This window comes from Pseudomonas sp. MAG733B (assembly GCF_036884845.1).
Taxonomy (GTDB): Bacteria; Pseudomonadota; Gammaproteobacteria; order Pseudomonadales; family Pseudomonadaceae; genus Aquipseudomonas.
In genome coordinates, this window is the sequence record NZ_CP145732.1 from 1,953,919 (window position 1) to 1,967,125 (window position 13,207).

The following is a 13,207-nucleotide window of genomic DNA, read 5'->3' on the forward strand; positions in this document are numbered from 1 at the left end:
ACGTAAACGTAACGGGAACAGTTGAGCGAGCAGCCTGAGGGCTGGTTAATTGTTTCTGGATGTTGTTTTGAGGTGTTTTTGAGGGCGCCATCGCTAGCAGGCTAGCTCCCACAGGTCGGCGATAACCTGTGGGAGCTAGCCTGCTAGCGATTGGAACGACGCGTTGTCAGTTCAGACCGAAAACGTCTTGCCCGTATGGTTATTCAACGAAATAACCTTGGTCTTGCCAATGCGATGACGATAGATCTCGCGCAGGTACTTGATCGCTTTCTTCACGCAATCGCGCGACAGGCGGATGTCGTTGATCGAGACGAACTTGTCCTTGTCGTTGATCAGTTCGCGGTACTTCTTCTCGTACATCGGTTTGATCGCGTACCAGTTGGTATCGAGGATCTTCGCCGGGTTCTCGAACTCATTGAGCAGGTCGTCGATCAGGTCTTCATCAAAGTGTTCATTGATGATGAAGTCCAGGATCGAGTTGTCCAGCGTCTCGTCGAAGCGGTACGGGTTTTTCGCGAAGCAACGCTTGATGAACGCCACGATCAGCGTCAGGAAATCGTCGGACAGGCACGGGCTCTTGGCGATCAGGGTGGTCAGCGACAGGTTGGCCGAGGCGCCGATCACCAGCGCGTAGCGCTTGAGCGTGGTGTTGGGGAACAGGCTGTTGAGATGAGTCTTGAGCCGGTTCAGGTCCATGTAGGACAGCTTGTAATCCTTCGGCAGCGAGACGATCGACACCACCGACGAGCAGTTCTTGAAGAAGTGCAGGTCGTGCAGGGCGGCGGCGTCATAACCCGAATTCTTGTACTGCTCCAGCGACGCACGATAACGCTTGGACTCGATCGGCAGCAGGCTGATGCCTTCGATGGCCTGCGTGACCTTGTTGAAGTGCGGCAGGTCGATCGAACGGAAGAACAAGTCGTCGATGTTCAGGCGCTGTGGCTCTTTCTCGAACACCTTGAATTTGTCGCTGCTTGGCGGCGGGGTTTCCGGCACCACGGATTCGGCGTAGGCAATCGCCACCGGGCCGGCCAGACTCATGAACAGGTCGTTGGCGTCCAGGCGAATGGTTTCGCCGATGTCGATGCCGGCGCGGCGGAAATAGTTCTGGTCGTAGTCAGTCGTGACTGCCTGCGCTGTCAGAATGTTGAAGATCTGCTGCGAGATGTACTGGTTGGCGTGCTTCTCCATCGCATTGACGTCAATGTTCTGGATGTTGCCGTCATCGTTCTCTTCGGCATAACGCATGATGTCGTTGGAGATCAGCATCATGGCGTTCCATGGGCGGATGCGGCCCATGACGCTGGCTTCGCTGCTGTCTTCATTGGCGAAGTTGTAGGAGAAATCCCACTCTTCCGACAGGTATTTGCACAACAAACGACCGGCGTTGATGTGCAGCGCTTCGGACATTTCGCTGCGGTGATCGGAAATGTTCGGCAGTACGCAGATGCCGCTGGTGAAGATCGGCTCGAAGACGAACGAATGACCGCTCTTGCCGTCGTGCTCGTCCATCGGCTTGGTGTCGAACGTCTTGTTCATGTACGAGTGCTGTTGGGCCAGGCCGAATTCCGAGGCCATGCCCGAACCGGTACCGCCGCCGGCACTGAAGATAGAGAAGTACAGGCGCGACTGGTTGGCCTTGATGCCGCAGCTGTCGATCAGGTACGAGTGAATCATCTTCCAGTCGGGGCTGGAGAAACGCTGGGTGTCCTTGTTCAGGATGATCTTGGCCAGGTACTGGCCGAGGATCGGCGCGTTACCGGCACCACCGGCGTGGACTTCCGACAAGTCCATGATTTTCATTTTGCTGTAGTCGCGCAGGAAGCCGCTTTTTTCGCCCTTGCGCGAAAAACGGATGCGACCGGCGATGTCTTTGTCCAAGTCGCCGAGCATGACCAGCGGCTCCACCAGGAACACCGGTTTGGTCGCCTTGTTCGGGATCAGGCGCAGGCTGTTGCGAATCCACTTTGCCGGGCTGTAGCCCTTTTCTGCGTAGCGTTTGTCCGGCGACAGGCGGTCTTCGTTGTTGAATTCGTTGAGGTAGAACTTGCGGGCGTTGTACACCAGCTCCGCGACATCCAGCGCAATGTTCGAACCGCAGCGGCCCAGGCCGATCAGGCACACCGACGGGAATTCCTGATCGCTGTGCTGTTCGCTGTCGCCTTCCAGGTGGGGGGCGCGCGGGAACACCATGTCGCGCAGGCCGTCGAGGTTATCGAGGATGCGGTCGGTGTTGGTTTCGGTGAAGTACAAATATTGCTGGGTCGCCAGCGGGCGCGACGGCGTCAATGGCTTCGACGGTGCGGGGCTGTTCGCCGCTGGGCTCAGCGTCAGATCGGAAATCGCAGTGGCCGGGGTATTTTTAGAAGTCATTGTTCGCCATGTACCTGGGCTGGTTGGTCGGGCGACACGCTGTCGTCGAACCGTCACGGAATGAGAACTCGCGTCTTTTATCAGCGCGTATTTGGCCCAAGCGTCAGAGCCTTGGCCTGAGCGTCGCTCGGGGGAATCCTTTCCTAAGTCATGATAAATCGGCCAAGATTTGCCGATCTTTAATCAAAAAGAAGGCCAAATGATGTCAACACTACCTTCGTTGGGGTTTGCCGGGATCGGATTGATGGGACTGCCAATGTGCCGGCGTTTGCTGGCCGCGGGTTACCCGCTGACGGTATGGAACCGCAATCCCGCCAAATGTGCGCCGCTGGTCGAGGCCGGTGCGCGTCAGGTCGCCACTGCGGCCGAGTTGTGCCGGCACGCCGACGTGGTGATGTTGTGCCTGGCCGACACTTCGGTGGTGCACGACGTGGTGTTTGGCGCGAACGGCGTTGCAGAGGGAGCGAAAAGCGGCCAGGTGCTGGTGGATTTCTCCAGCCTGGAACCCACCGCGACTCGGGAAATGGCGGCAATGCTTGTGGGCAAAACCGGCATGAGCTGGCTGGATGCGCCGGTGTCTGGCGGCGTGGTCGGCGCCGAGGCCGGCAGCCTGGCGATCATGGTCGGTGGCGACGCGTCTGATCTTGAACGCGTCAAACCGGTACTGCTGAGTCTGGGTCAGCGCGTGACACACATGGGGGCGGTCGGAGCCGGGCAGGTGACCAAGGCCTGTAATCAGATGATCGTCGCTTGCAACGCCCTGGTGATTGCCGAAGTAGTGGCGCTGGCGGAGCGCTCCGGGGTCGATGCGAGCCTGATCGCCGAGGCGCTGGCCGGAGGTTTTGCCGATTCAAAACCCTTGCAGATCCTCGCCCCGCAAATGGCCGAAAGCCGTTTCGAACCGGTGAAATGGCACGTGCGCACCTTGCTCAAGGATCTGGACACAGCAGTGAAGTTTTCCCGCGAACAGGGCTCGGCGACGCCGATCAGTGGCCTGGCGGCACAGCTGATGCGGTTGCATGGTGGGCAGGGAAATCTGGAAAAAGACCCGTCTACATTAGTGCAGATGTACCGTGAACCAGACTCAACGTCGTGACGGTGTAAGAGCGCTGGCGCTGGTTGATTTCGTTCAGTACCGGATGCAGTTCGGTTAGCGGCACCGGGCGACTGAGCAGGTAGCCCTGGACGAAGTCACAGCCGTGGCTTTCGAGAAACTGGTATTGCTCGAAGGTTTCAACGCCCTCGGTGACCACATCCAGGTGCAGGGTGTGGGCCATGGCGATAATTGCCTGGACGATTTCCATGTCCTGGGTCGACTTGGGGATGTCCTGAATGAACGAACGGTCGATTTTCAATGTGTTGAGCGGTAAGCGCTTGAGGTAGGCCAAGGACGAGTAACCGGTGCCGAAATCATCGATCGACAGCGACACGCCCAAGGCGCGAATCTGTCGCAGCAGCTCCAGCGTGTCGGCGATGTTGCCCATCAGCGCATTTTCGGTGACCTCCAGTTCCAATCGCTGCGGCGCTACCCCGGCGCTGCGCAATGCCTGCTCGATTTGCCCCGCCAGTTCTTCGCGGGCCAGGCTCAGGGGCGAGCAGTTCACGGCGATTTTCAACTCTTCGCAACCCTGACGCGATAACTCGCCCAGATCCTCACAAGCCTTGCGCAATACCCAGTTGTCCAGTTCGATGATCAGGCCGTTGGCTTCGGCGATAGAGATGAAACGGTCCGGGGCGAGGAAGCCGTGAACCGGGTGTTGCCAGCGAATCAACGCCTCAAGTTTGCTGACCTGCCCGGTTTTCAGGTCGTAGATCGGTTGGTAATAGAGCATCAGGCCGGCGTCTTCGCGCAGGGCGTGGCGCAGTTCTTCTTCCAGTTGCAGTTCCAGCGTGGCACGGGCCTTGAGGTTGGCGCTGAAGAAATTCAGGCCGTTGCGACCGCTGCCCTTGGACTGATATAGCGCCAGGTCGGCATTTTTCAGCAGCTCATCACAGGTCTTGCCGTCTTCGGGAAACAGACTGATACCGATACTGGTGGTCATGACCATGCGCCGTCCGGCCAGCTCGATCGGCTCTTTCATTTTTTGCATGATGCGCTGGGCCATGTGTCGCGCTTCTTCGCGATCGTGCAGGTCGATGAGCATGCAGAACTCATCGCCGCCGAAGCGCGCCACCACATCATCGTGGCTGCGCACCGAGCCTTTGATATGGCTGGCGAGCACCTTGAGCAATTCGTCGCCGGCATCATGACCGAGGCTGTCGTTGATGCGTTTGAAATGGTCGATGTCGAGGAACAGCACGGCGAGCATGCCGCCATCGTGGGTTTTCTCACTGAGCTTCTCGGCGAAGAGCTGGTTGAACCCACGGCGGTTGATCAAGTTGGTCAGGGGGTCGTAGTGCGCCACCTGTTGCAGGGACATGCGCGCCTGATCCAGTTGGCTGAGCAGTGAATTGACCCGCTGCAGGTCATGCTCCTTGTGTTGTAGCTTCTTGTCCGCCAGCGCCGCGCTGATGCTGCTGCCGATGATCAGCAGCGTCATGACCGCCACTGTAAGGCCCAGTTGCAGGTGATTGTTTTCCCCGGGCTGGGTCAGGAGGCTGCCGGTGGGCAGCACCAGATTGAAGGCGGCCATGCCGGTGAAATGCATGCTGATGATGCCGGCCCCGAGCACCAGGCTGGCGCTGTACTTGAGCAACTGATGGAACATGCCGGTGCCGTTGCGCAGGTAAGTCGCCAGCAGCAATGCGGCCAGGCTTGCGCCGATCGCAATCACGATAGACAGGGCGAACAAGGTCGGTTGGTAGTAGGCCGTCGCCTGCGAACGCAAGGCGGACATGCCGACGTAATGCATGGTGGCAATGCCCAGGCCGATCAAGACCGAAGCCTTGAGGCATTGCCAGAAACTCAGGACAGGGCGGCTGAGCGTATGCATTGCCAGCCACGATGCGAGCAGGGCGATCAACAGGGAAATCAGCGTGATGGGCAGTTGGTAGTGCACGTTGATGGGAGCCTGGAATGCCAGCATGCCGATGAAGTGCATGGCCCAGATTCCGCCGGCCAGACACCCGGCACCGACCCAGCGCCAAAGCCGGCGGGAGGCAGGTTTTTCCGCATGCGCGACGCGCTCGGCCATGTCCAGTGTGGCGAAGCTGCCAGCACAGGCGACCAGAAAAGCCAGCAGCACCAGAAAAGGGTCATGTATGCAGTTGAGCACGACCTGCCCACTCTCTGGCAGCTCGGTGAGGAAATGCAGACCAAGCCACTCCATAGCACGCCCCATCGTTGTTTCCCTGACCGGCGCAAAGGAGCGCCAGCGAACGTCTTGAAGTATAGAGGCCACGGGGGGAACGCAAGCGGTAGTGGCAAATTGGTCTCTACCATTTTGGAATGGGCGTTAGAGCGTTTGGAAATAAAATGTTGCATGGGCCGCGCCGCGCTCCATGAGCCGGTATCAGCTTTACGAATAATTACAGACAGCGTTCACAGGCCTGACTAGATTGCAGACTCCGGGAGCAGCGAAGCCCCCTCATAACAATAAAGAGATGGACCCATGCAGAACTCGACCCAAGCGGCGAATGCCTGGCGCATTCTGTTCCTGCTGTTCCTGGCCAACCTGTTCAACTTTTTTGACCGCACCATCCCGGCCATCATCATCGAGCCGATCCGCATGGAATGGCACCTCAGCGATTTTCAGCTGGGGATCATCGGCACTGCATTCACCATCGTCTACGCGATAGCCGGCCTGCCCCTGGGGCGAATGGCCGACACTGGCTCGCGCGCAAAATTGATGGGCTGGGGCCTGGCGGCCTGGAGCGGGCTGACGGCGGTGAACGGCATGGTCGGCAGCTTCTGGAGCTTCCTGATCGTGCGCATGGGCATCGGCATCGGTGAAGCCAGCTACGCGCCGGCCGCCAACTCGCTGATCGGCGACCTGTTTCCGGCCCATCGCCGGGCGCGGGCCATGGGCATCTTCATGCTCGGGCTGCCGCTGGGGCTGTTGCTGGCCTTCTTCACCATCGGTGCGATGGTCAAGGCGTTCGACAGCTGGCGCGCACCGTTCTTCATTGCTGCGGTGCCGGGGCTGATCCTCGCGGTCTTCATGTTTTTCATCAAGGAACCGAAACGCGGCGCTGCTGAAAGCGTGCAAGTCTCGCAAGAGCGCGTGGACCGGCCAATTCGCCGTGTCCTGGCAGTGCCGACCTTCTTGTGGCTGGTAATGGCCGGGTTGTGCTTCAACTTCGCCACCTATGCCTGTAACTCTTTCCTGGTGCCGATGCTGCAACGTTATTTCCTGATGCCGTTGCAGGAAGCGGCGGTAGCGACCGGGGTTATCGTCGGCGTGACCGGGTTGGTCGGCCTGACCCTGGGCGGCTGGATCGCGGACAAGATTCATCAGCGAGTCGCCAACGGCCGGCTGCTGTTTGCGGCGTTCAGCCTGATCATCTCCACCGTGTGCACGGCGTGGGCGCTGCACTCCGGTCGCATCGAGATCGGCGTGTTTGTCGCGGTGTTCAGCCTGGGCTGGTTGTTCGCCTACAACTTCTATACCTGCGTGTACACGGCGATTCAGGACGTAGTCGAGCCGCGCCTGCGGGCTACGGCCATGGCGTTGTTCTTCGCCGGGCTGTACTTGTTGGGTGGTGGGCTGGGGCCGGTGGTTGTCGGTGCGTTGTCCGACCATTTCGCCCATACGGCGATGCTCGCGGCGGGTGCCGAACAGATGACTGAAGCGTTCAAGGCGGTCGGCCTGCATGACGCGATGTACCTGATCCCGGTGGCGCTGTTTTTCACCATGGTGTTTCTGGTACTGGCTTCGCGGTGTTTCGTGCGCGATGCCCAGCGGATGAAGGATGGGTTGGTTGGCGTGGTTGAGCCTGAGGGTTCTGTGGCGACAGCTTGATCGTCTTCGCGGGCAAGCCCGCTCCCACAGTGTCCGAGTTGTGCACGGAATGTGTGGACACCTCCAAACCTGTGGGAGCGGGCTTGCCCGCGAAGAGGCCATTTGCAACAACACAATAATCAGGCAAACAAAAAAGGCCCGCATCGCTGCGGGCCTTCTTCATTTAGCAGGGCAGAGCAGGAGACTTAACCCGCCACCAACACCCGAATCGCTTCCAGTCGCAGCGCAGCCTTGTCGAGCATGGCCAGGCCTTGCTCGCGTTGTTTGCGCAGGGCAACCAGTTCACTGTCGCGTACGGTCGGGTTGACCGCTTGCAACGCGGTCAGGCGCGCCAGCTCTTCATCGGTATCGGCAGCCAGACGACGTTGCGCCTCAGCCACACGTTCGGCGTGACGCGGGTAGATCTTGTCTTCGCCGGCGTTGATCCGTGGCGTCAGCTGGTCGCGTTGAGCCTGGATGAACTTGTTGGCGCTGGCGCGCGGCACGCTTTCCAGTTGATCGTTCAGGGTCTCGAACGACACTCGGGACGACAGATCGTTGCCGTTGGCATCAAGCAGGCAGCGCAGGGCGGCCGGCGGCAGGTAACGGCCCAGTTGCAGCGAGCGCGGGGCAACCACTTCGCTAACGTAGAGCAGTTCCAGCAACACGGTGCCGGGTTTCAGCGCCTTGTTCTTGATCAGCGCCACGGCGGTGTTGCCCATGGAACCGGACAACACCAGGTCCATGCCGCCTTGCACCATCGGGTGTTCCCAGGTGATGAACTGCATGTCTTCGCGAGACAGCGCCTGGTTACGGTCGTAAGTGATGGTCACGCCTTCGTCGTCGCCCAGCGGGAAGCTGGCGTCGAGCATTTTTTCGCTCGGCTTGAGGATCAGGGCGTTTTCCGAATGGTCTTCGCTGTCGATGCCGAAGGCGTCGAACAGGGTTTCCATGTAGATCGGCAGGGCGAACTGGTCGTCCTGCTCGAGGATGTCTTCAACCAGTGCATCGCCTTCGCCAGCGCCGCCGGAGTTGAGCTCCAGCAGACGGTCGCGACCGGTGTGCAGCTCGGCTTCCAGACGTTCACGCTCGGTACGGGCTTCGTCGATCAGCGCTTGCCATTCACCGTCGTCAGCCTCTTCCAGCAGCGGCAGCAGGCGCGGGCCGAACTGGTGCTGCAAGGCGTTGCCGGTCGGGCAGGTGTTGAGGAATGCATTCAGCGCTTCGTGGTACCACTGGAACAGACGCTCTTGCGGGCTGGTTTCCAGGTACGGCACGTGCAGTTCGATGATGTGTTTCTGGCCGATCCGGTCCAGACGGCCGATGCGTTGCTCCAGCAGGTCCGGGTGGGACGGCAGGTCGAACAGTACCAGGTGATGGGAGAACTGGAAGTTGCGGCCTTCACTGCCGATTTCCGAGCAGATCAGCACTTGCGCACCAAACTCTTCGTCGGCGAAGTAAGCAGCGGCGCGGTCTCGTTCGAGGATGTTCATGCCCTCGTGGAACACCGTGGCCGGAATGCCGGAGCGCACGCGCAAGGCGTCTTCCAGGTCCATGGCGGTTTCGGCGTGAGCACAGATCACCAACACTTTGGTGCGTTTGAGCATTTTCAGCTGATCGATCAGCCACTCGACGCGCGGGTCGAATTTCCACCAGCGTTCTTCTTCGCTGGCGTCCGGCTGGGCCTGGAAGCTGACTTCCGGGTACAGCTCGGCGTGATCGCCCAACGGCAATTCGAGGTATTCGTCCGGGCATGGCAGCGGATACGGATGCAGTTTGCGTTCCGGGAAACCTTGCACCGCAGCGCGGGTGTTACGGAACAGCACGCGGCCGGTGCCGTGTCTGTCGAGCAGTTCGCGCACGAGGCGGGCGCTGGCTTCTATATCGCCGTCGTTGACGGCGGTCAGCAGGGCTTCGCCTTCGTTGCCGAGGAAACCGTGGATGGTCTTGTGTGCTGCTGGCGACAGGCGCCCCTTCTCCAGCAACTCCTGAACGGCTTCGGCCACCGGGCGATAGTTCTCGCTCTCGGCGCGGAAAGCGGCCAGGTCATGGAAACGGTTCGGGTCGAGCAGGCGCAGACGCGCGAAGTGGCTGTCCTGTCCGAGTTGTTCCGGGGTCGCGGTCAGAAGCAGCACGCCGGGAATGGTTTCGGCGAGTTGCTCGACCAGCGTGTACTCAGGGCTGGCCTGCTCTTCGTGCCACACCAGGTGGTGCGCTTCGTCGACCACCAGCAAATCCCAGCCGGCTGCGAACAACGCGTCTTGGGCCTTCTCGTCGTCCACCAGCCATTCCAGGGCCACCAGCGCGAGCTGAGTGTCTTCGAACGGGTTGGAGGCATCGCTTTCGATGAAGCGTTCTTCGTCGAACAGCGCGACTTGCAGGTTGAAACGGCGGCGCATTTCCACCAGCCACTGGTGCTGAAGGTTTTCCGGCACCAGGATCAGCACGCGATTGGCGCGGCCCGAGAGCAGTTGGCGATGAATGACCAGACCGGCTTCGATGGTTTTACCCAGGCCCACTTCGTCTGCCAGCAGGACCCGCGGCGCGATACGGTCGGCGACTTCACGGGCGATGTGCAACTGGTGCGCGATCGGTTGTGCACGCACGCCACCCAGGCCCCACAGCGCGGACTGCAACTGGCGGCTGGTGTGTTCCAGGGTGTGATAACGCAGGGAGAACCAGGCCAGCGGGTCGATCTGGCCGGCGAACAGACGGTCGCTGGCCAGTCGGAACTGGATGAAGTTCGACAGTTGGGTTTCCGGCAGGGTGACCACTTCGTTCTGCGCGTTCAGGCCGTGGTAAACCAGCAGACCGTCCATGTCATCGACTTCGCGAACGGTCAGTTTCCAGCCTTCGAAGTGAGTGATGGAGTCGCCCGGCGAAAACCGCACACGAGTGAGGGGCGCATTCCGTAGCGCGTACTGGCGGGTGTCGCCAGTGGCCGGATAGAGCACGGTCAACAAGCGGCCGTCCTGTGCCAGAACGGTGCCCAAACCCAGCTCGGCTTCGCTGTCACTGATCCAGCGTTGCCCCGGTTGATACTGCTGCGCCATGCTGCCTGACTCCCACCTTGAAAAAGCGGGCTATCTTAACGGAATGAGGGCTTGAGGGCCAAAAGACTCTCAGAAAAACTCTCAGTCTTAAGTTAGTCCACTCGCGCATAGCGCGCGGTTCAAGGCACTCACCAGTGCCAATTGGGTCACAGTTTGCGACCGATGGCTCAAGTCGCTATCCCCGCAGCCGACATCCTGCTGACAGGAGACTAAAAAATATGCTGCCACCGATGCTTCCCTTGAGTGCCGTGCCGATCACTTCCCAGCACGACCCGGTCCGCCCGCGCCCGGACATCGCGCCCGTTGTACCGGTGCAGGAAAGCTCCACCGACAGCACCATCGATCTGCAAAAACGCGATCCTGAAGAAACTGCCTTACTGCTGCGCGAGGAACAGCGCCGCAAGCAGGAACAGCAAAGGCGTCGCCGCGAAGCCGATGAGGACCCGGAGGCGCACCTGGCCATTCCCGGTGACGAACTCAATGCCGACAACACGGTGCCGGTGGCGCCACTGATGGACGATCAGCCCCGTCAGGGCTTGTGGGTCGATATCGAGATTTGAGCTCGTGGCTGGTCAGCGCCGTCGCCAGACCGCATTATTGGGGCAATCCTGCCGGATGCTGCGGCAGCTGAATTTCATTCCAAGCGATGCACAGAACATGAGCCAAGACGACAAACTGATCGACCTCAACGCCGAACGCGCCAAGCGTGTCCATGACCTCAATGACAAGCGCCTTAATGAAGTTCGCCAGGCGTTCGAGCAGGCCATGCCGCTGGGTAAAGCGAAGAAAAAGCCAAAGAACAAACCGAAAAAACGTTGAATCCCCCCTACATCGATTGATGCAGGTCAGTTTTTCCCCTCCTTTAAGCCCGGTCTCGGGCGACATTGATCCCGGTCAATATTTTCTCCTGCCTGTTTGGGTAACTTAGCCCTATCGCAACAGGGCAACAGCAGGAGACGCGTCATGTTTTTCGACAACGTGGTGATCGCCGGAGTGCTGACCGTCAGCCTCATGTTCGTTTTTTTTGCAGGATTCGGATTTTTTATCTGGAAGGATTCGCACAAGCGGAAAAAACCGTAGGTCTTTCTGGATGCAATGAGCACGCAAGGCATTTTGGGCAACTTCGGTTGCCCTTTTTTTTGCCTGAAGATTTATACGCGCGAACCTGTAGGAGCTGTTGCGTTGCGAAGATTCGGTAATAAAAAAGGCGCGGTCCTTGCGGAGCGCGCCTTTTTTCGTTCAGCGGCTTATCAGCTGCCGAGTGCCTTCGAAGCCAGCCAGAACAACCCGGCCGACAGGCCTACGGTCGCCGGCAGGGTCAGCACCCAGGCCAGCAGGATGGTCTTGACGGTGCCGCCTTGCAGGCCGCTTTTGTTGGCGACCATGGTGCCGGCCACGCCCGAGGACAGGACGTGGGTGGTCGACACCGGCAGGCTGAAGATGTTGGCCATGCCGATCAGGCTGGCGGTAGTGATCTGCGCCGACATGCCCTGGGAATAGGTCATGCCCTGTTTGCCGATCTTCTCGCCGATGGTCAGTACCACGCGTTTCCAGCCAACCATGGTGCCCAGGCCCAGGGCCAGTGCGACCGCCAGAATCACCCAGAACGGGGCGTATTCGGTGGTGGTGGTCAGGTCCTTGCGCAGTTTGTCCAGGTCAGCCTTTTCACGAGGGGCCAGGCCTGGCAGCTTGCTGACCTTCTTCGCCGTGTCATCCAGGCAGAGCAGGTAGCGACGCACTTCGATGCGGCTTTCAGACGGCAGCGAATGGTAGTCGGCTACGCCCTTGAGTGTGCCGAGCAGTGCGGTGATGGTCGGTTCGGTCTGTTGCGGGTTGCAACGGAATTTCTCTGGCAGGTCACCTTCCACGCTCTTGCCCAAGGCCAGGAATTCGCCCAGGGTTTCGGAATTGCGCTGGTAGAACTGGCTCAGGTGCAGGGTGGCGTCGCGGGTACGCTCGATCTGATAGGTGGTGCTGTTCAGGTCGAGAACGAACTGCGCCGGCACGATTCCGATCAGCACCAGCATGATCAGGCCGATACCTTTCTGACCATCGTTGGAGCCGTGCACGAAGCTCACGGCCATGGCAGAGATTACCAATACCAGGCGGTTCCAGAACGGCGGGTGTTTCTTGTCGTCGATCTTGCGGCGCTGTTCCGGCGTCTTGTGCATCTTCGACAGCGGACGCCACCATTTCAGACCGATCAGAATCAGCGCAGCGATCAGGAAACCTGCCATTGGCGAGAACACCAGCGACATGCCGATATCGATCGCTTTCTGCCAGTTCACGCCGTCGGCCAACGGAATATCGTTGATCAGGGCGTTGGCCAGGCCCACGCCGAGGATCGAACCGATCAGCGTATGGGAGCTGGAAGCGGGGATACCGAAGTACCAGGTGCCTAGGTTCCAGGTGATGGCTGCGGCGAGCAACGAGAACACCATCGCCAGTCCGTGACCGGTGTTCACATTGATCAGCAGCTCCACCGGCAGCAAGTGGACAATGGCATACGCCACGCCAACGCCGCCCAGCAACACGCCGAGGAAATTGAACACACCGGAAAAGAACACCGCCAGATGAGGCGGCATCGCTTTGGTGTAGATAACAGTGGCTACCGCGTTAGCGGTGTCATGAAATCCGTTGATGAACTCGAAGGCGAGGACAAAAGTCAGGGCGAGCAGGAGGCTCACAAGCACCCAAGCATCCAGTCCGCTGAATAAATCGATCATGAAGGTTTTCTGACCCGGTCATAAGGGGGGCGGGATTATGCCAGAAAAGCGTGCCAATCAATGCACTAGCTGCTCGTCGGTAACATTCTTCAACGAATTTTTTCGCAGCCGCAGCTTCGGTTACGGCGATTTTTCAGGGATTGCAAGTCATTGAATTTCTTTAAAAACCCTGTAA

Annotated in this window: 9 protein-coding genes; 5 read left to right on the top strand and 4 right to left on the bottom strand. The window is 59.5% G+C overall.

All coding sequences use genetic code 11. From position 1 onward, the window contains the following. Nucleotides 1-171: 171 nt before the first annotated feature. Nucleotides 172-2,373, bottom strand: coding sequence for a hypothetical protein (locus V6Z53_RS08840; protein WP_338585128.1), 2,202 nt, complete (start codon nucleotides 2,371-2,373; stop codon nucleotides 172-174). Between the two features lie 199 nt (nucleotides 2,374-2,572). Here V6Z53_RS08840 and V6Z53_RS08845 point away from each other — a divergent pair, with 199 nt between their 5' ends. After that, entirely contained in the window at nucleotides 2,573-3,469 is an 897-nt protein-coding gene (locus V6Z53_RS08845) for an NAD(P)-dependent oxidoreductase (protein WP_338585130.1), read from the top strand. Here the strand turns inward: V6Z53_RS08845 and V6Z53_RS08850 are convergent. Beyond that, nucleotides 3,426-5,642: a bifunctional diguanylate cyclase/phosphodiesterase gene (locus V6Z53_RS08850; RefSeq protein ID WP_338586472.1), complete on the bottom strand. Its 2,217-nt coding sequence runs from the start codon at nucleotides 5,640-5,642 to the stop codon at nucleotides 3,426-3,428. The two genes, V6Z53_RS08845 and V6Z53_RS08850, sit on opposite strands and share 44 nt — an antisense overlap. Before the next feature lie 282 nt (nucleotides 5,643-5,924). Between V6Z53_RS08850 and V6Z53_RS08855 the strand changes: the two genes are divergently transcribed. Continuing rightward, nucleotides 5,925-7,274, top strand: coding sequence for an MFS transporter (locus V6Z53_RS08855; protein WP_338585131.1), 1,350 nt, complete (start codon nucleotides 5,925-5,927; stop codon nucleotides 7,272-7,274). Nucleotides 7,275-7,459: 185 nt separating this feature from the next. Here V6Z53_RS08855 and rapA read toward each other — a convergent pair whose 3' ends face one another. Continuing rightward, complete coding sequence (rapA, locus tag V6Z53_RS08860; RefSeq protein ID WP_338585132.1) at nucleotides 7,460-10,306, bottom strand: RNA polymerase-associated protein RapA; 2,847 nt, start codon at nucleotides 10,304-10,306, stop codon at nucleotides 7,460-7,462. A gap of 218 nt (nucleotides 10,307-10,524) precedes the next feature. Between rapA and V6Z53_RS08865 the strand changes: the two genes are divergently transcribed. From V6Z53_RS08865 to ccoM, 3 genes are all read left to right on the top strand, one after another. Further along, nucleotides 10,525-10,866 carry an aspartate-semialdehyde dehydrogenase gene (locus V6Z53_RS08865; protein ID WP_338585133.1) on the top strand — a complete coding sequence of 114 codons (342 nt, stop codon included), beginning with the start codon at nucleotides 10,525-10,527 and terminating at the stop codon, nucleotides 10,864-10,866. 97 nt (nucleotides 10,867-10,963) lie between these two features. Next, nucleotides 10,964-11,125, top strand: coding sequence for a hypothetical protein (locus tag V6Z53_RS08870; RefSeq protein ID WP_008016476.1), 162 nt, complete (start codon nucleotides 10,964-10,966; stop codon nucleotides 11,123-11,125). Nucleotides 11,126-11,269: 144 nt separating this feature from the next. Beyond that, nucleotides 11,270-11,386 carry a cytochrome c oxidase subunit CcoM gene (gene ccoM, locus V6Z53_RS08875; protein WP_056856105.1) on the top strand — a complete coding sequence of 39 codons (117 nt, stop codon included), beginning with the start codon at nucleotides 11,270-11,272 and terminating at the stop codon, nucleotides 11,384-11,386. Nucleotides 11,387-11,556: 170 nt separating this feature from the next. On the opposite strand, the gene V6Z53_RS08880 is transcribed toward ccoM, so the two are convergent. Further along, the gene (locus V6Z53_RS08880; RefSeq protein WP_338585134.1) at nucleotides 11,557-13,032 is read right to left on the bottom strand and encodes an inorganic phosphate transporter; all 1,476 of its coding nucleotides are present in this window, start codon (nucleotides 13,030-13,032) and stop codon (nucleotides 11,557-11,559) included. Nucleotides 13,033-13,207: the final 175 nt, after the last annotated feature.

Excerpts from the sequence above, each read along its gene's own strand:
- V6Z53_RS08840 (WP_338585128.1), bottom strand. The coding sequence starts at position 2,373 with ATGACTTCTAAAAATACCCCGGCCACTGCGATTTCCGATCTGACGCTG.
- V6Z53_RS08845 (WP_338585130.1), top strand. The coding sequence starts at position 2,573 with ATGATGTCAACACTACCTTCGTTGGGGTTTGCCGGGATCGGATTGATG.
- V6Z53_RS08850 (WP_338586472.1), bottom strand. The coding sequence starts at position 5,642 with ATGGAGTGGCTTGGTCTGCATTTCCTCACCGAGCTGCCAGAGAGTGGG.
- V6Z53_RS08855 (WP_338585131.1), top strand. The coding sequence starts at position 5,925 with ATGCAGAACTCGACCCAAGCGGCGAATGCCTGGCGCATTCTGTTCCTG.
- rapA (WP_338585132.1), bottom strand. The coding sequence starts at position 10,306 with ATGGCGCAGCAGTATCAACCGGGGCAACGCTGGATCAGTGACAGCGAA.
- V6Z53_RS08865 (WP_338585133.1), top strand. The coding sequence starts at position 10,525 with ATGCTGCCACCGATGCTTCCCTTGAGTGCCGTGCCGATCACTTCCCAG.
- V6Z53_RS08870 (WP_008016476.1), top strand. The coding sequence starts at position 10,964 with ATGAGCCAAGACGACAAACTGATCGACCTCAACGCCGAACGCGCCAAG.
- ccoM (WP_056856105.1), top strand. The coding sequence starts at position 11,270 with ATGTTTTTCGACAACGTGGTGATCGCCGGAGTGCTGACCGTCAGCCTC.
- V6Z53_RS08880 (WP_338585134.1), bottom strand. The coding sequence starts at position 13,032 with ATGATCGATTTATTCAGCGGACTGGATGCTTGGGTGCTTGTGAGCCTC.